18 protein-coding genes are annotated in these 21,364 nt (G+C 70.1%); 8 read left to right on the top strand and 10 right to left on the bottom strand.

All coding sequences use genetic code 11. The annotated features are described in order from the left end of the window. Positions 1-53 precede the first annotated feature (53 nt). The 3 genes from P0L94_12145 to P0L94_12155 are packed head-to-tail and all read left to right on the top strand — an operon-like array spanning position 54 to position 3,085. Positions 54-1,010 carry an ABC transporter ATP-binding protein gene (locus tag P0L94_12145; protein ID WES63206.1) on the top strand — a complete coding sequence of 319 codons (957 nt, stop codon included), beginning with the start codon at positions 54-56 and terminating at the stop codon, positions 1,008-1,010. Continuing rightward, complete coding sequence (locus tag P0L94_12150) at positions 1,007-2,617, top strand: hypothetical protein (GenBank protein ID WES63207.1); 1,611 nt, start codon at positions 1,007-1,009, stop codon at positions 2,615-2,617. Before P0L94_12145 ends, P0L94_12150 begins: the two co-directional genes overlap by 4 nt. 9 nt (positions 2,618-2,626) lie before the next feature. Next, positions 2,627-3,085 (top strand): helix-turn-helix domain-containing protein, encoded by a 459-nt coding sequence (locus tag P0L94_12155; GenBank protein ID WES63208.1) that lies wholly within the window; start codon positions 2,627-2,629, stop codon positions 3,083-3,085. Between the two features lie 3 nt (positions 3,086-3,088). On the opposite strand, the gene P0L94_12160 is transcribed toward P0L94_12155, so the two are convergent. The 5 genes from P0L94_12160 to rlmN all read right to left on the bottom strand — a co-directional run bounded on the left by P0L94_12160 (position 3,089) and on the right by rlmN (position 8,434). Next, positions 3,089-3,460 carry a VOC family protein gene (locus P0L94_12160; protein ID WES63209.1) on the bottom strand — a complete coding sequence of 124 codons (372 nt, stop codon included), beginning with the start codon at positions 3,458-3,460 and terminating at the stop codon, positions 3,089-3,091. Positions 3,461-3,627: 167 nt separating this feature from the next. Beyond that, positions 3,628-4,104, bottom strand: coding sequence for an NUDIX domain-containing protein (locus P0L94_12165; GenBank protein ID WES63210.1), 477 nt, complete (start codon positions 4,102-4,104; stop codon positions 3,628-3,630). 10 nt (positions 4,105-4,114) lie between these two features. Then, complete coding sequence (locus tag P0L94_12170) at positions 4,115-5,128, bottom strand: aldo/keto reductase family protein (protein ID WES63211.1); 1,014 nt, start codon at positions 5,126-5,128, stop codon at positions 4,115-4,117. A gap of 49 nt (positions 5,129-5,177) precedes the next feature. Further along, complete coding sequence (locus P0L94_12175; GenBank protein ID WES63212.1) at positions 5,178-7,142, bottom strand: AarF/UbiB family protein; 1,965 nt, start codon at positions 7,140-7,142, stop codon at positions 5,178-5,180. Between the two features lie 56 nt (positions 7,143-7,198). Further along, positions 7,199-8,434, bottom strand: coding sequence for a 23S rRNA (adenine(2503)-C(2))-methyltransferase RlmN (rlmN, locus tag P0L94_12180; protein ID WES63213.1), 1,236 nt, complete (start codon positions 8,432-8,434; stop codon positions 7,199-7,201). 91 nt (positions 8,435-8,525) lie between these two features. Between rlmN and P0L94_12185 the strand changes: the two genes are divergently transcribed. The 5 genes from P0L94_12185 (at position 8,526) to P0L94_12205 (ending at position 14,833) form a co-directional block, all read left to right on the top strand. Then, positions 8,526-9,392, top strand: coding sequence for a PRD domain-containing protein (locus P0L94_12185; GenBank protein WES63214.1), 867 nt, complete (start codon positions 8,526-8,528; stop codon positions 9,390-9,392). 249 nt (positions 9,393-9,641) lie between these two features. Then, a complete protein-coding gene (locus tag P0L94_12190; protein ID WES63215.1) occupies positions 9,642-11,507 on the top strand; it encodes a beta-glucoside-specific PTS transporter subunit IIABC in 1,866 nt (621 codons plus the stop codon). Between the two features lie 79 nt (positions 11,508-11,586). Then, complete coding sequence (locus P0L94_12195) at positions 11,587-13,011, top strand: glycoside hydrolase family 1 protein (GenBank protein ID WES63216.1); 1,425 nt, start codon at positions 11,587-11,589, stop codon at positions 13,009-13,011. 120 nt (positions 13,012-13,131) lie between these two features. Further along, positions 13,132-13,971, top strand: coding sequence for an HAD family hydrolase (locus P0L94_12200; protein ID WES63217.1), 840 nt, complete (start codon positions 13,132-13,134; stop codon positions 13,969-13,971). Between the two features lie 46 nt (positions 13,972-14,017). After that, on the top strand, positions 14,018-14,833 hold the full coding sequence (locus P0L94_12205) for a hypothetical protein (protein WES63218.1): 816 nt from the start codon (positions 14,018-14,020) through the stop codon (positions 14,831-14,833). Between the two features lie 30 nt (positions 14,834-14,863). Here P0L94_12205 and P0L94_12210 read toward each other — a convergent pair whose 3' ends face one another. The 5 genes from P0L94_12210 to P0L94_12230 form a co-directional block, all read right to left on the bottom strand. After that, the gene (locus P0L94_12210; protein WES63219.1) at positions 14,864-15,697 is read right to left on the bottom strand and encodes an NAD(P)-dependent oxidoreductase; all 834 of its coding nucleotides are present in this window, start codon (positions 15,695-15,697) and stop codon (positions 14,864-14,866) included. An 82-nt stretch (positions 15,698-15,779) separates the two neighbouring features. After that, positions 15,780-16,556, bottom strand: a complete 777-nt coding sequence (locus tag P0L94_12215; GenBank protein ID WES63220.1) for an enoyl-CoA hydratase/isomerase family protein — start codon at positions 16,554-16,556, stop codon at positions 15,780-15,782. Positions 16,557-16,564: 8 nt separating this feature from the next. After that, positions 16,565-17,326, bottom strand: coding sequence for an SDR family oxidoreductase (locus tag P0L94_12220; protein WES63221.1), 762 nt, complete (start codon positions 17,324-17,326; stop codon positions 16,565-16,567). Between the two features lie 59 nt (positions 17,327-17,385). Next, the gene (locus P0L94_12225) at positions 17,386-19,044 is read right to left on the bottom strand and encodes an FAD-dependent oxidoreductase (GenBank protein ID WES63222.1); all 1,659 of its coding nucleotides are present in this window, start codon (positions 19,042-19,044) and stop codon (positions 17,386-17,388) included. Positions 19,045-19,049: 5 nt separating this feature from the next. After that, complete coding sequence (locus P0L94_12230; protein ID WES63223.1) at positions 19,050-21,317, bottom strand: PAS domain S-box protein; 2,268 nt, start codon at positions 21,315-21,317, stop codon at positions 19,050-19,052. Between the last annotated feature and the right edge of the window lie 47 nt (positions 21,318-21,364).

Here is a 21,364-nt window from a genome sequence, read left to right on the forward strand (position 1 = left end):
GTCGCGGATTCAGACTATTCACACATTCATGAATCGGGTGTAGCGTCCGGGACATGACAGATGTGATCCTGACGCGGGCGCTCACCAAGCATTACGGAGCCGTGCATGCGCTGGACGGTCTCGACCTGCAGGTGGACGCGGGCCAGATCCACGGGTTCCTCGGGCCGAACGGCGCCGGCAAGACCACCACCCTGCGCATCCTCCTGGGACTCGCGCGCGCGACACGGGGCGAGGCGCAGGTCTTCGGGCGCGACCCGTGGCGCGATGCGGAGCAGCTGCATCGTCGTCTGGCGTCGGTGCCCGGAGACGTGAGCGTCTGGCCGAACCTCTCGGGAGGCGAGGCGGTGGATTTCCTGGCGCGGCTGCGGGGCGCGCGCACCGACGACCGCGGCTACCGGGCGGAGCGCGAGAGGCTCATGGAGGCCTTCCAGTTCGATCCGCGCAAGAAGGGCAGGGCCTACTCGAAGGGGAACCGCCAGAAGGTCGCGCTCATCGCCGCCTTCGCCGTGCCGGCCGACCTCTATGTGCTCGATGAGCCCACCAGCGGCCTGGATCCGCTCATGGCGGTCGCGTTCCAGAAGGAGCTGCGGCGCGTGCGCGACGCGGGTGCGACCGTGCTGCTGTCCAGCCACATCCTGTCCGAGGTCGAGCAGGTATGCGATCGCGTGTCGATCATCCGCGCCGGCCGCATCGTCGAATCCGGAACGCTCGCGGATCTGCGGCACCTCACCCGAACCCAGGTGTCCTTCGCCCTCGACGGCGGAGGGGCCGTCGACGGCATCCCCGGAACGCACGATCTGAGCGTCGTGGATGGCCGCGCGCAGTTCACGGTCGACAGCGACGCGATCGCGGACGTGCTCCCCGAGCTCGCGCGTCGGCGGGTCCAGGGGCTGCGGGTGGCGCCGCCCTCGCTCGAGGAGCTGTTCCTGCGTCACTACGGCGACGACCTCACCGCCGCAGACGCGCCGCCCGCGACCCGCCGGCGCGCGCGGACGGGATCGCGCTCATGATCCACCTGGTGACCCAGCGGCTGCGCCGGGATGCCGTGCAGCTGACGCTGTGGATCCTCGGGATCAGCGCGCTGGCGTACATGGGCTACGTCGCCGGCGGTGAGACCTTCGCCACCGAGCAGGATCGCGTGTCGCTGCTGGCTGCGGCGATCGCCAATCCGGTGATCCTGCTCTTCCGCGGGCTGCCGTCGGGATCGAGCGAAGGCGCCCTCGTGATCTTCCTGATCCTGCCCGCCACGGCGTTCCTCGCGGCGCTCATGAGCACGTTCCTGGCGGTCCGCCACACGCGCGGCGATGAGGAGGCAGGGCGCGCCGAACTCGTCGCCGCAACCCCCGTGTCCCGCACGAGGCCGCTCATCGCCACGGCGATCCACGGCCTCGCCGCGAATCTGGTGCTCGCGCTGCTGGTCTCGGCGGCGTTCGTGGCGTCCGGGCTGGGCGTCGAGGGGGCGTTCATCGCGGGGTTCGCGATCGGCGGCGTGGGTGTCGCCTTCCTCGGCGTCGGCCTCCTCGCGGCCCAGCTCATGCGCACGTCGCGCGGGGCGAACGCGGCGTCGGTGTGGACGGTCACGGCGCTGTTCTTCGTGTGCGGATTCGGCAATGCGCTCGGCACGCCGTCCGATGATCTGCAGCGCATGGAGAGCTCGTGGCTCACGTGGCTGTCCCCGTTCGGCTGGGCCGAGAACATGCGGGCCTACGACGAGAACAATCCATGGCCGCTGCTGCTTCTGCTCGCCCTCGGGCTGGTCCTGACGGGCGTGTCGATCGTCCTGCAGACCGCGCGCGACCTCGGCGAGGGGCTCGTCCCGTCGCGACGCGGCCGCGCCTCGGCCGGAGCCGCGCTCGGCTCGCCCCTCGGGCTCGTGTGGCGGCTGACCCGCGGCGGCATCCTGGGCTGGATCATCGGCGGACTCGTCGTCGGTGCGATGTCGACATCTCTCGCGAGCGTCGTCGACGAGTTCAGCGCCGAGAACCCGGCCATCGAACAGCTGCTGAGCCAGATCGCCGGGAGCGCCGACACCGAGCAGGCGACGGTGGCCGCGTTCTTCACGATCCTCGGAGTGCTCGCCGCCTCGTGCGCGGTGCAGATCGTCATCCGCGCACGGCAGGAGGAGGCCGGCGGCACGGTCGAGCCCGTGCTGTCGGCTCCCGTCGCGCGCGTGCGCTGGCTGAGCGGCTACGTGGTCATGGCCGTCATCGGCATCGCCCTCACCGTGGGGGCAGCCATCGTCGCGGCGGCGGGGGGCGTGCTCGCGCAGGGCTCCGACGAAGGACTCATCCGCGACGTGCTGATCATGGGCGCGGGACAGTTCGCCGCCGCCCTGGTGTTCGTCGCGATCGCCGCCGTGGTCTTCGTCGCCCTTCCGCGACTGACGATCCCGCTGGCGTGGTCGCTCGTCCTCGTGTCGCTGCTGCTCGGATTCTTCGGCCCGCTCTTCGGCTTCCCCGAGGCACTCGTGAACGCGTCGCCGATCGCGGCAGCACCCGGCGTCGCCGGTGACGACATCGACCTCGGCGGGCTGTGGTGGCTCGCACCGGTGACGGTGCTGGGGATCGGCGGAGCACTCGTGCTGATGCGGCGCCGCGAGCTCGCGGCATCCGGTTAGGAGCACCGCGTGGATCATCCCGGGATCGACGAAGCCGAGCAGGCCGCCGCGATGCTGGCCGCGGCCGGCATGGCGCGCATGCCCGCCCGCGTCATGATGGCCCTCGTCGGGTCGCCCGACGAGGGGTACACCGCAGCCGAGCTCTCCGAGCGGCTCGGAGTGTCCCCCGCGGCGGTGTCGGGCGCGGTGCGCTACCTGCAGTCGATGCAGCTCATCCAGCGCATCTCCCGGCCCGGCGACCGGAGGGACCGCTACGACCTGGCCGACGGCGCCTTCCAGGGGGTGAGTGTCGGCCAGGCGCCGATGTTCACCGCCCTGGCGGGACTCATCGACGCGATCGGGTCGGCCAACCCGAGTGCTCCCGCCTCGGTCGCTCGGGCGCACGAGACCGCTGACTTCCTGCGATTCCTCGCCGTGCGGATGCCGGAGCTCGTCGACGAGTGGCGGACCCAGCGCACGCACGAGTGAGGGTCAGGAGTCCTCGACGTCGGTGGTGCCTTCGTAGAGGCCGATGACGTTGCCGTCGGGGTCGACGATCGTGGCCCACCAGCTGGTCGGGCTGATCGGGGACTTCGGCATCAGCACCGATCCGCCGTTCGCCTCGGCCGTGGCGATCGCCTCGTCGACCGAGTCGACCTCGACGTACGATCGCGGCTGCGTGAAGTCGTCGCTGCGGGGCGCCAGTCCGCCGCCCGAGATCTTGTTGGGCGCCTGCCACATCGGATAGCCCTCGAACCCCGGAGCCTCCGCGATCGTCCAGCCGAACAGCGCCGAGTAGAAGCGGCTCGCCTGCGCGAAGTCGGTGACAGGCAGGTCGATGTGGGTGATGTCGCCGTGAGCCATGAGAGCCCCTTCCGTCCGCCGCCAGTGTGGACCCGGCCCGCGACATCGGCAAGGGGTTGACGAATCGCTCCTCGGGTACGACGCAGCGGGACTTGCGGCCGACACGCCGCGCCGCCCAGAGGTTCGCCGGTGTGTCGGCGACGATCCCCGCCGTCTCGTGCGGCGGCTCAGTCTCCGGCGTCCGCGACGTGCGCCACGAGCGCGTCGAGCGCGGGCCGCTGACCCTTCGCGAGGCGTTCGCGGGCGACATCCGCGTCCGTCCACTCGACGCGGTCGACCTCGGGGAACCGGGCGACGCGTCCCGACCGCGGCGGCCACTCCAGCTCGAACTCCCCGAAGGCGAGTCCGTCGAGCGACAGCCCGGTGCCGTCGGCGACGAACACCGTGACACGCTTCCCCGACGAGTAGGCGAATGTTCCGATGTCGGCATATGCGCGCTCCGGCGGCTCGATGCCCAGTTCCTCGCGGAACTCGCGGCGCGCCGCTTCGAACGCGGACTCGGCATCGGGGTCGTACTCCCCCTTCGGGATCGACCACGCGCCGGCATCCTTGGCCGCCCAGAAGGGCCCGCCCATGTGGGCGATGAGCACCTGCACGCGGGGCACGCGGCGGTACAGCAGGATGCCGGCGCTGGTCGTGACCACGGCGACCCGATCAGGCCACGCGGGACTTCGGCGAGGCCGAGTACGTCTCCTCGGTGTCGGTGACCGCCACCGGCGACAGCGCCTCGTCGATCGCCGTCATGGTGTCCTCGTCGAGGGTGACGCCCGACGCCTTGACGGTGTCGTCGAGCTGCTCGGGACGGGAGGCCCCCACGAGCGCGGCGGACACATTGGGGTTCTGCAGCACCCACGCGATCGCCAGCTGCGGCATCGTCAGGCCGTTCTGCTCGGCGATCGGCTTCAGCTTCTGCACGGCTTCGAGGACCGCGTCGCGCAGGAACGTCTGGATGAACCGCGCACCGCCGGCCTCGTCCGTCGCGCGCGATCCAGCCGGCAGCGGCCGGCCGGGCAGGTACTTGCCGGTGAGCACGCCCTGCGCCATCGGCGACCACACGATCTGCGAGATGCCGAGCTCGGCTGCCGTCGGCACGACCTTGCCCTCGATGACGCGCCACAGAGCGGAGTACTGGGGCTGGTTCGACACGAGCTGGAAGTTCAGCTCCTTCGCCAGCGCGTGCCCCGCCTGCAGCTGCTCGGCCGTCCACTCGGACACGCCGATGTACAGGGCCTTGCCCTGGCGGACGATGTCGGCGAACGCCTGCATGGTCTCCTCCAGCGGCGTCTCGTAGTCGTAGCGGTGGGCCTGGTAGAGCTCGACGTAGTCGGTGCCGAGGCGCTCCAGCGACCCGTTGATCGACTCCATGATGTGCTTGCGGCTGAGGCCCGTGTCATTGGGGCCGGCCGGGCCGGTCGGCCAGTAGACCTTCGTGAAGATCTCGAGCGACTCGCGGCGCTGGCCCTTCAGAGCCTCGCCCAGGACCGACTCCGCCGCGGTGTTGGCGTAGGCGTCGGCGGTGTCGAAGGTCGTGATCCCGAGGTCGAGCGCGCGGTGGACCGTCTTGATCGCGGCGTCGTTCTCGACCTGCGAAGCGTGGGTGATCCAGTTGCCGTACGTGATCTCGGAGATCTTGAGACCGCTGTTGCCGAGATATCGATAGTTGACCATCCCTCCAGGCTAGCCGCGCGGACGAGGAGCTTCGTCTCGCCGCGTGCGGTCAGCGGCCGGGCAAGCGTCGCCGCAGCGCGCTGCGGAGGCTCCGGGCGATCAGCAGCAGACCGCCGAGACCGATCGTGCTGCCCAAGAACGGGTACAGCGGCACATCCGAGGTGAGCATCGGCCCGCCCGAAGCGACGACGAGCGTGATGCCGATGGCCAGCAGCGCCACCCCGATGACGGTCGTCGTGATGGTGCCCAGCAGGCTCTCGATCCAGCTGCGCTCTCCCGCATCCTCGAAGGCGCGCAGCCGGATCGACAGCGTCCCGTCCTCGAGTCCGCGCGCGAGGTTCTCCAGGCGACGCGGGATGCCGCGCAGGCTCGCGACGGCGAGGGCGAGCTGCGTCTGCGCCGACAGCCACACATCGGATGCCGACACCGACGCGCGCGCGAAGTGCGGCGCGCGCTCGAGCGCCCGGCCGACCATGTCGTACCCGGGCACGACGCGTCGCAGCGATCCCTCGAGCGACATGAGCGTGCGGAAGACCAGGAGAAGCGACGGCGGGAGGGCGATGCGGTGGCGGCGCAGCGCGTCGAGCAGGGAGCGGAAGACGTTCTCGTCGGCCGGCACGTTGCGCAGGCGCGTCAGCATGACGCCGATGTCGCGCTGCAGCGACGCCTGGTCGACGGCGTCGGGCCCCGCGTCGCACAGCATCAGCACGACGTCGGTGGTCGCGACGTCGTCATCGGCGGCGATGCCGAGCATCAGCGGCATCAGCAGGCGCCGCATGCTCCGCTCGACGATCGCGACGGCGCCGAAGTCGATGAGCGCGACGGTTCCGTCGTCGCAGAGGATGAGGTTTCCCGCGTGCAGGTCGGCGTGGAAGACGCCGCGGACGACGATCTGCTCGAAGACCGCATCCAGGACGCCGTCCGCGATCGCCCGCCCCTGCTCCTCGGGCAGCGCGTGGGCGTCGAGCTTGCCGAACGGGACGCCGCGGATGCGCTCCTGGACGATCATGCGGCTCGTGCACAGGTCCTCGTGGACGGTGGGCAGGCGCAGCCGCATCGACTCGGACTGCTCGATCGCGCCGCGCAGCAGCGCGATGTTGGCCACCTCGACCCGGTAGTCCAGCTCCGCGCTGAGGGTGCGGGCGAACTCCGCCACGAGCGCCGAGATCCCGTAGTCGCGCGCCCAGTCGGTGCGCCGTTCGGCGTCGGCGGCGAGGCGCTCGAGGATGTCGAGGTCGGTGGTGACCTGGGCGCGGGCCCGCGGCCGCTGGATCTTGACGACGACCTCATCCCCGGACAGCAGGGTCGCGGTGTGCACCTGAGCGACGGATGCCGCGGCCATGGGGGTCTCGTCGATCGTCTGGAACACCTCGTCGATGCCGCGCCCGAGCTCCTTCTCGATCGCGGCGCGGGCCTCGGACCACGGAATCGGCGTCGAGTCCATCTGCAGCGTGGACAGCGCGTCGATGAGCTCGCGCGGGAGCACGTCCTCGCGCGACGAGAGCACCTGGCCCAGCTTGACGAAGGTCACGCCGGCTTCGTCGAGCGCCGCGACGATGGCGTGGGCGAGCTCCTCGCTGCCTGCATGCCGATTCTGGAATGCACCGAGACCGTGCCGCGAGGCGATCGTGAGGATCTGGGCGTACCGACGCGCCCGGTCGCGGCGGCGGAAGGCGTCGCGCACCGTCGCGACCGGGCTGCGCCAGCCATGACTCGGCCACAGGAACTCGAGTGTGACGATCGCGATGACCGTGAGCGCGAAGACCCAGCCGACCATGAGGAGGAGGAACGCCACCGCCACGGGGGCGTCGACCACGAAGGTGCCGTCGCCGCGGACGACGTCCGCCTGGCGCAGCGTCCACCACACCAGCGGCACGCTCACGGCGAAGACGACGAACGCGGTGACGCCGGCGCGGACCCAGCCGACCTGGGAGTCGAGCAGCCGGCGGGCCAGCCAGCCGCCCGCGCCCGCGAAGACGAGCGCGAACAGCGCGAAGACGAGCCAGGCCGGCATACGGCGATTCTGTCAGCCGGAACGCCGGAGGAAGAGGCCCTAAGACCCCTGATGCGTCACGAGACCGGAGTGGACTCCGCGACGCGCTGGTCGTCCTCGGTCGCGACCAGCTGCCCGCACGCGCCGTCGATCTCCTTGCCGCGGGTGTCGCGCAGTGTCGTCGGGATGCCCTTGGCCTCGAGCCGGCGCACGAACTCGTCCTGCACGGCCGGCTCCGACGAGGTCCAGATCGAGCCGGGCGTCGGGTTCAGCGGGATGGGGTTGACGTGAACCCAGCCGCGGCCGCGCTCGTTGAGCTTGTCGCCGAGCAGATCCGCGCGCCAGCCGTGGTCGTTCATGTCCTTGATGAGGGCGTATTCGATCGAGACGCGGCGACCCGTCTTCTCGAAGTACGCCCGTGCGGCGTCGAGCGCCTCGTCGACCTTCCAGCGGGAGTTGACCGGGATCAGCTCGTCACGCAGCTTGTCGTCGGGTGCGTGCAGCGACAGCGCGAAGGTCACCGGGATGTCCTCGTTCGCGAGCTTGGTGATCGCCGGCACGAGCCCGACGGTCGACACCGTGATGCCGCGTGCGCTCATGCCGATGCCGTGCGTCTTGTCGGTCATCACCCGCACGGCCTGCATGACGCGGGCGTAGTTGGCCAGCGGCTCCCCCATGCCCATGAAGACGATGTTGGTGACCCGCTCGCCCTCGTGGCCGACCTTGCGCGGGTCACCGAGACCGCCGTCGGCGATGAGCCGGTTGGCCCGCACGACCTGCTCGACGATCTCGGCCGCCGACATGTTGCGGGTCAGGCCCGCCTGCCCCGTCGCGCAGAACGGGCAGTTCATGCCGCAGCCGGCCTGGCTCGACACGCACAGCGTGATGCGTCCCGGGTAGCGCATGAGGACCGACTCCACCAGGGCGCCGTCGTGGAGCTTCCACAGGAACTTGATCGTGTCGCCGCGGTCGGTCTCGAGGCGGCGCACCTCGGTGAGCAGGTGGGGCAGCATGCCCGCGACGAGCTCTTCCCGCCCGGATGCCGGCAGGTCGGTCATCGTCGACGGGTCGCTGGTGTAGTGCGTGAAGTAGTGCTTCTCGAGCTGCTTCGCGCGGAAGCCGGGCATGCCCAGCTCCTTGACCTTCTCGACCCGCTGCTCGGGGGTCAGATCGGCGAGGTGCACCGGCGGCTTGCCGCGCTTGGGCGAGGCGAACTGCAGGAGCGGGCGACCCTCGGCATCCTTCTTCTGGGTCCAGCCTTCGGTGGCCGGGCGGACCTGGCGCACGCGGGGGGACTCGGAGGATGTCGTCATGCCCCCCAGGGTACCGGGGCGCACCTGCGTGAAGGCTGGCGGGCCACGTCGCAGAAGTCCGCACGCGCCCCGGCCGCCGTAGGATCGGAGCATGGGCAGCCGGACGGAGCCGCGGCGCGGACCGGGCGTCGTGCACAAGGTGCTGAACAACAACGTCGTGGTCACGGTGGGCACCAAGGGCACCGAGGTCGTCCTCATGGGCCGCGGCCTGGGGTTCCAGGTCAAGCCGGGCGACCCCATCGACGCCGACAAGATCGAGAAGACGTTCCTTCTCGAGGGAGACCGCGCCCACGCGCAGGAGACGCTGGCGAACGTGCCCTACGCGCTCGTCGAGGCGGTCGACCAGTCGATCGTCGTCGCCCAGGGAAGTCTCGGTCGCGACCTCGGCAGGAGCCTGCCGGTGGCGATCATCGATCACCTGCAGTTCGTGCTGCAGCGGCTGAGCGAGGGCATCCGCATCCCGACCGCGCCCATGCCCGAACTGGGCGTGCTCTACCCCGAGGAGTACCGTGCCGCCGAGCTCATGGTGGAGCAGCTCAGCACGGATCTGAGCGTCGACCTTCCCGACGAGGAGAAGGTGTTCCTGACGATGCATCTCGTCAACGCGACACAGGATGCGCCCAACGGCACGGCCGCTCTCCTGTTCCGCCGGGTGCAGCACATCGCGAGCACCGTCGAGAGCTTCTTCGACCTTTCACTGGACACCGAAAGCCCTGATTACGCGCGGTTCATCCTTCACGTGAAGTTCCTGCTGCAGCGGCTCGTCTCCGACAGCATGCTGCAGAGCGGGGACACGTCGTTCTACGAGTTCGCCCGCAGGAGCTATCCGCGCGCGGCCGAGTGCGCCGACGTGGTCGCCGAGTACATCCATGCCGCGGCGGGCACTGAACTCACCGACGAGGAGCGGCTGTACATCATCGTGCACGTCGAGCGGTTGACGCAGCGGGTGGGCGCGTAGGCGTTCCCATCCAATGGGACTTTGGTCCCATACGGATGTGCCGGACCCTGTGCTAACGTGAGCCTCGCGAATCGACGATTCGCCCCAGTCTTCGGATTGTTACTGCGCACGCAGGCAAAACCTGAGCTGACCTGAGTCCTGACGGACCTGGTCGACAGCTCAGGTTTTTTTGTTGCCCGAAACAGGCCGACGGCTTCGCTCCACACAAGAAAGACGCCGCGCGGAAGCGGCGGAGGGAGGGGATCCACGATGGATCACCGCAAAGTCGCCGAAGGCGTCCTGAAGGGCGTCGGCGGCGAGGAGAACGTCACGTCGCTCGTGCATTGCGCGACCCGGCTTCGCTTCGTCCTGAAGGACAAGTCGAAGGCCGACGCCGCCGCCATCAAGAAGGTCCCCGGCATCATCACCACCGCCGAGGCGGGCGGCCAGTTCCAGGTCGTCGTCGGCAACGAGGTGCCCGAGGTGTTCGCCGAGATCGGCAAGATCTCCAAGCTCGGCTCCGGCGAGGCCAAGGCAGCGGCCGACGCCCCCAAGGGCAATCTGTTCAACCGTGCCATCTCGATGATCGCCGCGATCTTCACCCCGCTGCTGTGGGTGCTCGCCGGCACCGGTCTGCTGAAGGCCTTCCTCGTCACGGCGGCGACCTTCGGCTGGATCGACACCGCGGGGACGACCTACACGATCCTCTACGCGCTCTCCGACGCGTTCATCAACTTCCTGCCGCTCGCGCTGGCCTTCACGGCGGCGCGGTACTTCAAGGCGAACGAGTTCACGTCGTTCGCGATCGCCGGCGCCCTGGTGTACCCGTCCATCGTGGCGCTGAACGGCAGCCCCGACCCGATCGACTTCTTCGGCATCCCGGTCACGATGGTCAGCTACGTCTCGAGCGTCATCCCGATCATCATCATCGTGTGGCTGCAGAGCTACGCCGAGAAGTTCCTCTACGCCAAGCTGCACTCCTCGATCCGCCGCTTCCTGACGCCGATGATCGTCGTGCTCGTCGCCGTCCCGCTCGTGCTCACCGCGATCGGCCCGCTGTCGTCCTTCATCAGCTCCGGCATCGCCGGCGGCGTGAACTGGGTGTTCGAAGTGGCACCGTGGCTCGGCGGCGCGATCATGGGCGGCCTGTGGCAGGTCTTCGTGATCTTCGGCCTGCACTGGGGCTTCGTCCCGATCATCGTGCTGCAGTACCAGGAGATGGGCTCCATCGCGATGGCCGCTCCGCTCTGGGCCGCCGTGCTCGCCATGGCCGGCGCCACCGCCGGTGTGTGGGCTCGCACCCGCAACAAGAACCTGCGTTCGCTGGCGGCTCCGGCCACGCTCTCGGGCTTCCTCGCCGGCATCACCGAGCCCGCGATCTACGGTGTGACCCTGCCGCTGCGTCGCCCCTTCGGCTTCGCGATCGCCGGTGGCGCGATCGGCGGTGCGCTCATCGCGATGGGCGGCGTCGCCTCGAACAACCCCGGTGCCCTGCCTTCGCTGCTGTCGATCCCCTCGCTCATGACGATCGGCAACCAGGCGCTCATGTGGATCGGCGTCGGCGTCGCGATCGTGCTGCCCTTCGTGCTCACCCTCGTGGTCGGGTTCAAGGACCCGGTCGAGGAGGCCACCGTCGCCGCAGAGGCCAAGGACCTCGACCTCCGCAGCCCGCTCGACGGCACCGTCGTGCCGCTGGCCGAGGTTCCCGACGCCGCCTTCGCCGAGGGTGCGCTGGGTGACGGCGTCGCGATCGTCCCGGCCGCGGGCGTCCTGTACGCCCCGTTCGACGGGGTGGTCGCAGCTGCCTTCCCGACCGGCCACGCCGTGGGCCTGCGCAGCGCCGACGGCGCCGAGGTGCTCATCCACCTGGGCATCGACACCGTCAAGCTCGCCGGCAAGCACTTCACCCTCAAGGTGGAGCAGGGCCAGACCGTCGCAGCCGGCGACGTGCTCGTGGAGTTCGACCTCGAGGCCATCAAGGCCGCGGGCTATGACATGACCACCCCGGTCATCGTCACCAACGGCGACCAGCACGAGATCGTCGGCGACCGCGCCGCAGGCCCGATCGCCCACGGCGACACGCTGTACTTCGCGACCGCCGTCGCCCCGGCAGCGACCGCTCCGGCCGGCGTCTGACCGCCACGGGGGTGCAGCCGGCCACCGGCTGCACCCCCGTCCCCCTGCCCGCCTCACGATCCATCACGAAGGAAACACCATGAGCACCACCATCCCGACCCCGTTCCCCGAGGGCTTCCTGTGGGGCGGGGCGACCGCCGCCAACCAGATCGAAGGTGCCTATGCCGAGGGCGGCAAGGGCCTGTCGATCCAGGACGTCATGCCGCAGGGCCTCATGACCCCGCCGACCGCGGAGCCGACGCCCGACAACCTCAAGCTCGAGGGCATCGACTTCTACCACCGCTACGCCGAGGACATCGCCCTCTTCGCCGAGATGGGCTTCAAGGTCTTCCGGTTCTCGATCGCGTGGAGCCGCATCTTCCCGAACGGCGACGACGCCGAACCCAACGAAGAGGGCCTGGCGTTCTACGACCGCGTGCTCGATGAGCTCGAGAAGTACGACATCGAGCCGCTGGTCACCATCTCGCACTACGAGACGCCGCTGAACCTGGCCCGGAAGTACGACGGCTGGGTCAGCCGCGACCTCATCGGCTTCTACGAGCGCTACGCCCGCACGCTGTTCGAGCGCTACGGCTCGCGCGTGAAGTACTGGCTGACGTTCAACGAGATCAACTCGGTCCTGCACGCACCGTTCATGTCGGGCGGCATCGCCACTCCGAAGGAGCAGCTGACCCCGAAGGATCTCTACCAGGCGATCCACCACGAGCTGGTCGCGAGCGCCTCGGCGACGAAGATCGCCCGCGAAGTCGCACCCGACGCGCAGATCGGCTGCATGATCCTCGCGATGCCGACCTACCCGCTGACGCCGGACCCGAAGGACCTCCTCGCCGTCATGAAAGCGGATCACTCCAACTTCATGTTCGGCGACATCCACGTCCGCGGCGAGTACCCCGGCTACGCGCTGCGCACGCTGCGTGAGAACGGCATCGAGCTCGACATCACCGACGAGGACCGCGAGACCCTCAAGAACACCGTCGACTTCGTGTCGTTCAGCTACTACATGAGCATCGCCGAGACCGCTGACCCGGCCAAGAAGGTCGCGGGCGAGGGCAACATCATGGGCGGCGTCCCGAACCCCACGCTCGAGACGAGCGAGTGGGGCTGGGCCATCGACCCGATCGGCCTGCGCCTGGTGCTCAACACGTTCTGGGACCGCTGGCAGAAGCCGCTGTTCATCGTCGAGAACGGACTGGGCGCGAAGGACCAGCTCGTCGAGGTCGACGGCGTCAAGACCGTCGTCGACGACTACCGCATCGCCTACCTCAACGACCACCTCGTCCAGCTCGGCGAGGCCCTCGAGGACGGCGTCGACGTGCTCGGCTACACCACATGGGGCTGCATCGACATCGTCAGCGCCTCGACCGCACAGCTGAGCAAGCGCTACGGCTTCATCTACGTCGACCGCAACGACGACGGCACCGGCTCACTCGATCGGTACAAGAAGAAGTCGTTCGACTGGTACGCGGACGTCATCCGCACCAACGGCGGCGCGCTCACCCGCTGACCCGACCCCGCCGAGCCGCCCCTTTCGCTGCGACCGGCCCCCATCTCCGCGCGAGCGCAGGGGTGGGTCTGCAAGAAGGGGCGGCTCGGCGATACGCGCACACACCGCAGAATGGAACACGTGACCTCTCCACGCCGCATCGCCTTCCTCGACGTCGACGGGACGATCCTCGACCACGGCCAGACCATCGCCGACTCCACCGTCGAGGCCGTCCGGGGCGCCCGCGCCGCCGGCCATCTCGTGTACCTGAGCACGGGTCGCGCGGCAGCCGACATCCACCCTGCGGTCCGCGACATCGGCTTCGACGGGGCGATCACCAACGGCGGCGCGTATGCGGTCAGCGGCAGCGAGACGGTGGTCGCCGACCCGATGCCCGCGGGCGCCCCGGAGCGTCTGCTGGCCTGGGCCGAAGCCGCCGGCATCCTGCTGTTCCTGCAGGCCGACGACGGCATCTACGCCTCCGCACCGGTGCGCGATGCGATGACCGAGATGATCCGCCGCTGGGTCGGCCACGAGCGCGCCGACGATGCGCAGACGGCGCCGCAGGGCCGCCCCCGCTTCCACGACCTGGCCGACGCCGACCTCACGCGCATCGCCAAGGCGGTCTTCATCAGCGATTCGACGGATGCCGTCGCCCGCGCGCGCGAGGACCTCGGCGACACGTTCCATGTCGTCCCCGGCAGCATGCCGCTTCCCGGCGGGTCCAACGGCGAGATCGGCATGCACGGCACCACCAAAGGCGCCGCGATCGTCGAGGTGCTCGCGCATCTCGGCATCGGCGCGCACGACGCGATCGGCATCGGCGACAGCTGGAACGACGTCGAGATGTTCGAGGTGTGCGGAGTCGGGATCGCCATGGGCAACGCCGATGACGAGCTCAAGCAGATCGCCGACGAGGTCACCACCAGCGTCCGCGCCGACGGCGTGTGGACTGCTTTCCGCCGCCACGGCCTGATCTGACGCGTCCCGGCCCCGCCGACCGATCGTCGGCGTAGCGTGGAGGCCGATGGACGACGACGCCCGCGCCGAGCTCGAAGCGCTGCGCCGACGTGCGTACGGCCCGGATGCCGACATCGCCGACGATCCCGCGGCCGGCGCCCGCCTGGCGGAGCTCGAGGATCGCGCCCGCGCGGCCCGCGGCAGCGTCGCGGCCACGGGGGCCGAGGACCCTCCCCATACGGATGCCCACCCGCGCCGATCGGACCTCGACGGCGAACCCGTCACCGGCGACGAATCCACCACGGACGACACCTCTGCCTCCGCGGATGAGCCGGCCGTCGCAACGGGGCGCGCCCCCGCGCGGCACCGCCGAACGCTCATCGCGGCATCCGCCGGCGTCGCCGGGGCCCTCGCGATCGCCGCGGCCTTCTTCTGGGCCACCCGGCCCGAGCCGCTCAGCACGGCGGACCCCCTGCCCACGGCGCCCGCCGCCGAGACGTACATCATCGACCGGATCGAGATCACCGGCCCGCTCGGCAACTCGCTCGAGGTGGATCTGGCCGAGTCCTGGCCGACGATCCCCGTCGTCGGCGACGTGGACTGGGCTTCGCTGCTGGGAGACGTCTTCGGGTGGGAGCTGTGGATCTACGGGATCGAGGCGCCGGACGGGCGCCGGCACTGCCTGCTCCTGGAACGGCACGGCAACATCCGGCACTCGTGCGAGACCGTCGCGGATGCCGCGCAGGGGGCACTGCACCTGTACCTGCCCGTCGAGGAGATCGCGGTCGCGCTGCGGCCGCCCCAGACGGAGCTGCTCGATCTGCAATGGCGCGCGGACGGCGTCGTGACCATCACCGCGATCGCCGTGCCGGTCGTCGGCTGACGCGGACCGGCCGGCTCATCAACGGACGGGTCAGTCGAGGAAGATGTCGGGGAACAGCGCGGAATCGGGCGTGCCCGGTACGGCGGCGTAGCCCGAGAAGTCCGTGACCCCGGCGGCCTCGAGCACGTCCTCGACCACGAGCGTCTGACCGGTGTACTCGCGCGACGGCTTGACGAGGACCTCGTAGGCAGCATCCGCGTACACCTCGGGAGTGCGGCTGACCTTCATCATGCGGTCCCCGCCGAGCGAGTGCTGCACCGCGGCGGTCGCGATCGTGGTGCGGGGCCAGAGCGTGTTTCCGGCGATGCCGTCTCCGGCGAACTCCGCGGCCATGCCGAGGGTCACCATCGTCATGCCGTACTTGGCCAGCGTGTACCCGGTGTGGCCCCCGAGCCACTTCGGCGAGAGGTTGAGCGGCGGCGAGAGCGTGAGGATATGCGGGTTCTCGGCATCCTTCAGCATCGGGATCGCGGCGCGCGACAGCATGAAGGTGCCGCGGACGTTGATGTCCTGCATCAGGTCGTACTTCTTCGCGTCGAGGTCGAGCGAGCCCGACAGGTCGATCGCGCTGGCGTTGTTGACCACGATGTCGATGCCGCCGAACTCGCCCTGCACCGTCAGCACGGCTTCGGTGATGTCGTCGTCGTTGCGCACGTCGCCGACGATCGGCAGCGCCTGACCGCCGGCGGCGCGGATCTGCTCGGCGGCCGTGTGGACGGTGCCTTCGAGCTTGGGGTGCGGCGCGTCGGTCTTGGCGAGGATCGCGACGTTGGCGCCGTCGCGGGCGGCGCGCAACGCGATCGCGAGGCCGATGCCGCGGCTGCCGCCCGACATCAGGATGGTCTTTCCGTTGAGCGAGATCATCCTCGTCCTCTCTTCTGGATGTCCCACATTCTGCCGCCTGCGACGTCGCCGAGCGGCAGAAAGTGGGACACGGTCTGGGGGGTCAGCGGGAGCCCTTCGCGGCTCGGGCCGCGAAGGCGGCGATGCGGGCCTGGGCGTCGGGCGTCTCGAACGCGGCGCCGATCGAGCGCGCCTCCTCGGCGAGCTGCTCGGCGAACGTGCGCGCCGGCTGCGACCGGATCAGGCGCTTGGCCTGCCCGTAGGCGCCCGCGGCGCCCGCGATCCAGCCGCGTGCGATCTCCTCGGCCCGCATCCGGACCGCGTCCGGCGCCACGACCTCGGCGACCAGCCCCCACTCCTTCGCCTCGGCGGCGGAGAGCAGCCGGTCCTGCAGCACGAGCTGCAGCGCGCGCCGTTCGCCGACGGCGCGGGCGAGGTGGGCCGAGACCGACAGGTCCGGCGTCAGGCCGATGTTCGCGTAGAGGCTGCCGATGCGCGAGTCCTCCCCGACCACCGCGTAGTCGCTGCACATGAGGATGCCGAGTCCGCCGCCCGCGGTGGTTCCGTGCGCTGCGGCGACGACCGGGATCGCCGACTCGGTGAGCGCGCGAATGCCCGTGTTGATCACGCCCGCCAGGCGGTCGATGTCCGAACCCGACCCCATGGTCGTGGCCATCTCGACCACATCGCCACCGGCGCAGAACGCCGGGCCGGTCGCATCCAGCAGGATCGCCCGCACGTCGTCGCGGCTCGTCGCCTCGACGGTGGTCTCCGCCCACGCATGGGCGAGGTCGATGTTGAAGGCGTTGAGACGCTGCGGCCGGTTGAGGGTGAGCCTCGCCAGACCGTCGTCGACCGACAGCAGGACGGCGTCGTTCACGGGCGCGCTCACTTCGGCGCCATCCGGATCGCGCCGTCGAGCCGGATCGTCTCGCCGTTGAGGTAGCCGTTGGCGACGATGGCCGCGACGAGGTCCGCGTACTCGTCGGGGCGGCCGAGCCGCTGCGGATAGGGCACCTGCTGCCCGAGCGACTCCTGCGCAGCCGGCGGCAGGCCCTTGAGCATCGGGGTCTCCATGATGCCCGGCGCGATCGTGCACACGCGGATGCCGTAGCGCGCGAGCTCGCGGGCGATCGGCAGCGTCATCGCGTGGACGCCGCCCTTGCTGCCCGAGTACGCAGGCTGGCCGATCTGCCCGTCGAAGGCCGCGACGCTGGCGGTGTTGACGATGACGCCGCGATCGCCGCCGTCGGCGGGCTCGGTGCGGGCGATGACCGCGGCCGCCTGCTGGATGACGTTGAACGTGCCGATGAGGTTGACGCGGACGATGCGCTCGAAGGCCGCGAGCGGCGTCGGGCGACCCTCCCGATCCAGCACCTTCGCGGGCGGTGCGATGCCGGCGCAGTTGACGACGACCCGCAGGGGCCCGGCACCGGCGGCGACCTCGACCGCCGCCGCGACCTGATCCGGATCCGTGACATCGGCGGCCGCGAACGTCCCGCCGATGGAGGCCGCGGCCTCGTCGCCGGCGGAGGTCGGCAGGTCGACGATCGTGACATGCGCCCCGCCGGCGGCGAGCCGCTGGGCCGTCGCGAAGCCCAGGCCGCTCGCGCCTCCGGTGACGAGAGCGGATGCACCGGTGATGTCCATGCGTTCTCCTTCGAACTCTGTGGGATGCCGTCTCAGCATACGCGGGACTGCGTATCGCGTCACACCGTCTGCAGGTACTTGTGCACGAGGCTCACCGCGACGGCGCCTTCGCCCACTGCCGAGGCGACGCGGCGCATGACGTCGTGCCGCACGTCACCCGCGGCGAAGATCCCCGGCACGCTCGTCTCGAGCAGGAAGGGGTCGCGCGCGGGCGCCCATCCGCGCGGCCGCCGGCCCTCGCGGATGAGGTCCTGCCCGGTCACCACGAAGCCGTCCTGCGTCTCGACGAGTCCGTCGACGATGGCGGTGCAGGGGACGGCGCCGATGAAGACGAACATCGCGTCGGCATCCTCCTCCGTCTCCTCGCCGGTGCGCGCGTCCTTCAGGCGCACGCGCTCGAGGTGGTCGTCGCCGATCAGCTCGCGCACCTGGATGTGCGGGCGCACGGCGATGTTCGGCACCGCCTCGATCTGGTCGATGAGGTAGCGCGACATGCTGTGGGCGAGGGAGTCCCCGCGCACCAGGATGTCGACCTGCGCGGCGTACCGCGACAGGAACATCGCGCCCTGGCCGGCCGAGTTCGCGCCGCCCACGACCATGACGTGCCGCCCCGCGTAGGCCGCCGCCTCGGACGCGGCGGCGCCGTAGTACAGCGACGCGCCCTGCAGTCGCTCGGCTCCGGGGACGTCGAGCGTGCGGACCTTGACACCGGTGGCGAGCACGAGAGCGTGGCAGCGCAGCTCCGTGCCGTCGTCGAGGGTGATGATCTTGTAGTCGCCGTCCACGCGGACCGCCGTGACCTCGACCGCGGCGAGCAGCTCGGCGCCCAGGCGCTTGGCCTGCGTGGCGGCGCGCCGGGCGAGATCCGCTCCCGAGATCCCGTTGGGGAATCCCAGGTAGTTCTCGATGCGCGAGCTCGTCCCCGCCTGCCCACCGGCGACCTCGCGCTCGATGACGACGGTGCGCAGCCCCTCGGACGCGCCGTAGACGCCGGCGGCGAGCCCCGCCGGTCCCGCGCCCACGACGATCAGGTCGTAGAAGGGCTGCTGGGCGGGCGCGCGGAGCCCGACCTTCTCGGCGAGCTGCGCCAGCGGCGGGTCGGCCAGCGTCGTGCCGTCGGGGAAGAAGATCACCGGGAGCCGGACCTGCTCGCCCGACGAAGCGTCCACCATGGCCGCGGCCTGGGCGTCCTTCTCGATGTCGAGCCACTGGTACGGGATCTGCCCGCGCGCGAGGAAGTCCTTCACGGCGTGGCTGGCGGGCGACCACAGTGTGCCGGCGACGCGGATGCCGTCGTACCCGACGGGCACGTTCGCCCGCCAGTCCCCCAGCAGCTCGTCGAGCACCGGGTACAGACGCTCCTCGGGCGGATCCCATGGCTTGAGCAGGTAGTAGTCGAGATCGATGGTGTTGATGCTGGCGATCGCGGCGTCGGTGTCGGCGTACGCCGTCAGCAGCACGCGCTTGGCATCGGGATAGAGCGCGATCGCCCGCTCCAGGAACTCCGTGCCGCTCATCCCCGGCATCCGCTGGTCGACCAGGAACAGCGCCACCGGCGTCCCGCGCCGCTTCAGCTCCTGCGCGGCCTCGAGCGCTTCGGCGCCCGACCCCGCGCGAACGATGCGGAAATCCTGCCGATAGTGCGCCTGCAGGTCGCGGGCGATGGCTCCGAGGACATGGGGCTCGTCGTCGACGCTGAAGATGACGGGCTTGACCATGGGCGTCACTCCTCGTCGGCCGGGCTGATGCCGATCGGCAGCCGCACGCAGAAGCACGTCGCGCCGGGCTCGCTCGTGACGGTGATCTCGCCGCGGTGCTTCTGGACGATGATGTTGTGCGAGATGTTCAGCCCCAGCCCTGTGCCCTCGCCCGGCGGCTTGGTGGTGAAGAACGGGTCGAAGATGCGCGAGACGTTCCCGGCCGGGATGCCGGGACCGTCGTCCTGGATCTGGACCTCGACCCAATCGTCCACGCGGTGCGCGCGGACGACGAGGGTCCCCTCACCGCCCATGGCGTCGATGGCGTTGTCGATGAGGTTCGTCCACACCTGGTTCAGCTCGCTCGCATAGGCCTGGATCTTCGGGAGGTCGTCGGCGTACTCGCGCATCACCGTCACGCCGCGCTTGAGCTTGTTGTGGAGGATGATCAGCGTGTTCTCGAGCCCCGCGCGCACATCGACGTCCTGCACCGGCGCCTGGTCCATGTAGGTGTAGGTCTTCAGCGCCTTGACGAGCTCGACGATGCGGTTCGTTCCCACGGTGATCTCGGCGAGCAGCGTGTAGATCATGTACTTGTAGCCGAGCCACGGGGCGATGACGTCGAACTCGTCGGAGGTGAACCCCTCCTCGAGTTCGTCGAGCCCTTCCCTCGTCAGCCCCAGAGCGACGAGCGCGGGGGCCAGCTCGCCGCTGTCGTCGATGCCCCGCTCGTCGAGCCAGTCCTCGAGCTCCATCTCGCGATCGCTGCGATCGAGCGCGCTGATCGACAGGGGCTCGCGCGCGCGGTCCTCGGCGAGGCGGTCCAGCCGTGAGAGCCGCTTGAGCTTCGCCTCGTAGACACCGAGCGAGCCGAGGCTCAGCTGCGCCTGCTGCAGCTTGGAGAAGATCGCGATCGCCTGCGCGGCGCCGCGCTGAGCCGCCGCCGCGGGGTTGTTGATCTCGTGGGCCATGCCGGCGCTGAGCTTGCCGAGCGAGGCCATCTTCTCCTGCAGCACGAGCTGGTCCTGCATCTGGCCGATGCGCTCGAGCGTCGCCTGGAGTTCGGTGTTCTTGCGGCCCAGCTCGTCGCTCTTCTCACGCAGCTCCTGCTCGCTCAGGCGCAGCGCCTCCTCGGCCGCCTTGCGCTCGGCGATGTCGCGGATGATGCCGGTGTAGTAGCGGTCCTCGCGGACGGTCCACGTCGACAGCGACAGCTCGATCGGGATCTCGTCGCCCGCCTTCGTGATCGCCGACAGTTCGACGGTGGTGCCGATGACGTGCGGATCGCCGGTCTCGGTGTACCGCTTCATGCCGGCGCGATGCAGGTCGTGATAGCGCTCCGGGATGATGAACTCGAGCCTGCGGCCCACCGCCTCCTCCTCGGTATGGCCGAGGATGCGCGTCGCCGCGGAGTTCCACGAGACGATGCACCCGGTGTGGTCCGCCGAGATGATGGCGTCGATGGCCGATTCGGTGACCGAGCGGAACTTCTGCTCGGCCTGCTTGCGCTCCGAGATGTCGCGGATGATGCCCGTGTAATACCGGTCCTCGTCGAGGAACCACGTCGCCAGCGACAGCTCGATGGGGAACTCCGAGCCGTCGGCGCGCACGGCCGCGAGCTCGACGGTCTGGCCGATCACGTGGGTCTCGCCGCCCGAGGAGACGCGGTGGACGCCGATGCGGTGCGCCTCGTGGAAGCGGTCCGGGATGATGAGCTCGAGTCGCTGCCCGACGGCCTCGGCCTCGCTGCGGCCGAACAGGGCCGCGGCGGCGCTGTTCCAGCTGCGGATGATGCCCTCGGCGTCCGCCGAGATGATCGCGTCGATCGCGGACTCCATGACCGAGCGGAATTTCGCCTCGGACTCGCGCAGCGCCAGGCGCACCTTCGAGACCGTCACCTGACGCTCGATGCGCGTGAGCACCTCGCGGGCGTCCAGCGGGGTGACGATCAGGTCGTCGCCGGCCTCGAGACCGCGCACCCTGGTGTCGGCGTCGTCCTCGGCCGCGACGAAGACGACCGGCAGATCCTCGGCGACCGGCGTCCGACGCAGCTCTTCGACCAGCGCGAAGGAATCCACCTGGCGGAGGTACGCGCCGACGACGATGAGGTCCGGCGAGCCGCGCAGGGCCGCCATCGTGTCGTCCGCGGCACCGGTGGCGGTGCGCACGTCGTAGCTGTTCTCCTCGAGGATCGCCGAGAGAGCATCGGAGATGTCCTCGTTCTCGATGATGAGCAGGATCAACCCGCGTTCGCGCACGGCAGCTCCCTCGTCCGGCGCGCGGTCGGTCCGCACGCGAGCCCCAGCCTGCCGGTCAGACTATCCAGCGGTGCGGGCGGGCG

Origin of the sequence: Microbacter sp. GSS18, from assembly GCA_029319145.1 — a bacterium.
Lineage (GTDB): Bacteria > Actinomycetota > Actinomycetes > Actinomycetales > Microbacteriaceae > Microbacterium.

What these genes read in the sequence shown, in the direction of transcription:
- P0L94_12145 (WES63206.1), top strand. Translation starts at nt 54, where the DNA reads ATGACAGATGTGATCCTGACGCGGGCGCTCACCAAGCATTACGGAGCC.
- P0L94_12150 (WES63207.1), top strand. Translation starts at nt 1,007, where the DNA reads ATGATCCACCTGGTGACCCAGCGGCTGCGCCGGGATGCCGTGCAGCTG.
- P0L94_12160 (WES63209.1), bottom strand. Translation starts at nt 3,460, where the DNA reads ATGGCTCACGGCGACATCACCCACATCGACCTGCCTGTCACCGACTTC.
- P0L94_12170 (WES63211.1), bottom strand. Translation starts at nt 5,128, where the DNA reads ATGGTCAACTATCGATATCTCGGCAACAGCGGTCTCAAGATCTCCGAG.
- P0L94_12175 (WES63212.1), bottom strand. Translation starts at nt 7,142, where the DNA reads ATGCCGGCCTGGCTCGTCTTCGCGCTGTTCGCGCTCGTCTTCGCGGGC.
- rlmN (WES63213.1), bottom strand. Translation starts at nt 8,434, where the DNA reads ATGACGACATCCTCCGAGTCCCCCCGCGTGCGCCAGGTCCGCCCGGCC.
- P0L94_12185 (WES63214.1), top strand. Translation starts at nt 8,526, where the DNA reads ATGGGCAGCCGGACGGAGCCGCGGCGCGGACCGGGCGTCGTGCACAAG.
- P0L94_12190 (WES63215.1), top strand. Translation starts at nt 9,642, where the DNA reads ATGGATCACCGCAAAGTCGCCGAAGGCGTCCTGAAGGGCGTCGGCGGC.
- P0L94_12195 (WES63216.1), top strand. Translation starts at nt 11,587, where the DNA reads ATGAGCACCACCATCCCGACCCCGTTCCCCGAGGGCTTCCTGTGGGGC.
- P0L94_12205 (WES63218.1), top strand. Translation starts at nt 14,018, where the DNA reads ATGGACGACGACGCCCGCGCCGAGCTCGAAGCGCTGCGCCGACGTGCG.
- P0L94_12210 (WES63219.1), bottom strand. Translation starts at nt 15,697, where the DNA reads ATGATCTCGCTCAACGGAAAGACCATCCTGATGTCGGGCGGCAGCCGC.
- P0L94_12220 (WES63221.1), bottom strand. Translation starts at nt 17,326, where the DNA reads ATGGACATCACCGGTGCATCCGCTCTCGTCACCGGAGGCGCGAGCGGC.
- P0L94_12225 (WES63222.1), bottom strand. Translation starts at nt 19,044, where the DNA reads ATGGTCAAGCCCGTCATCTTCAGCGTCGACGACGAGCCCCATGTCCTC.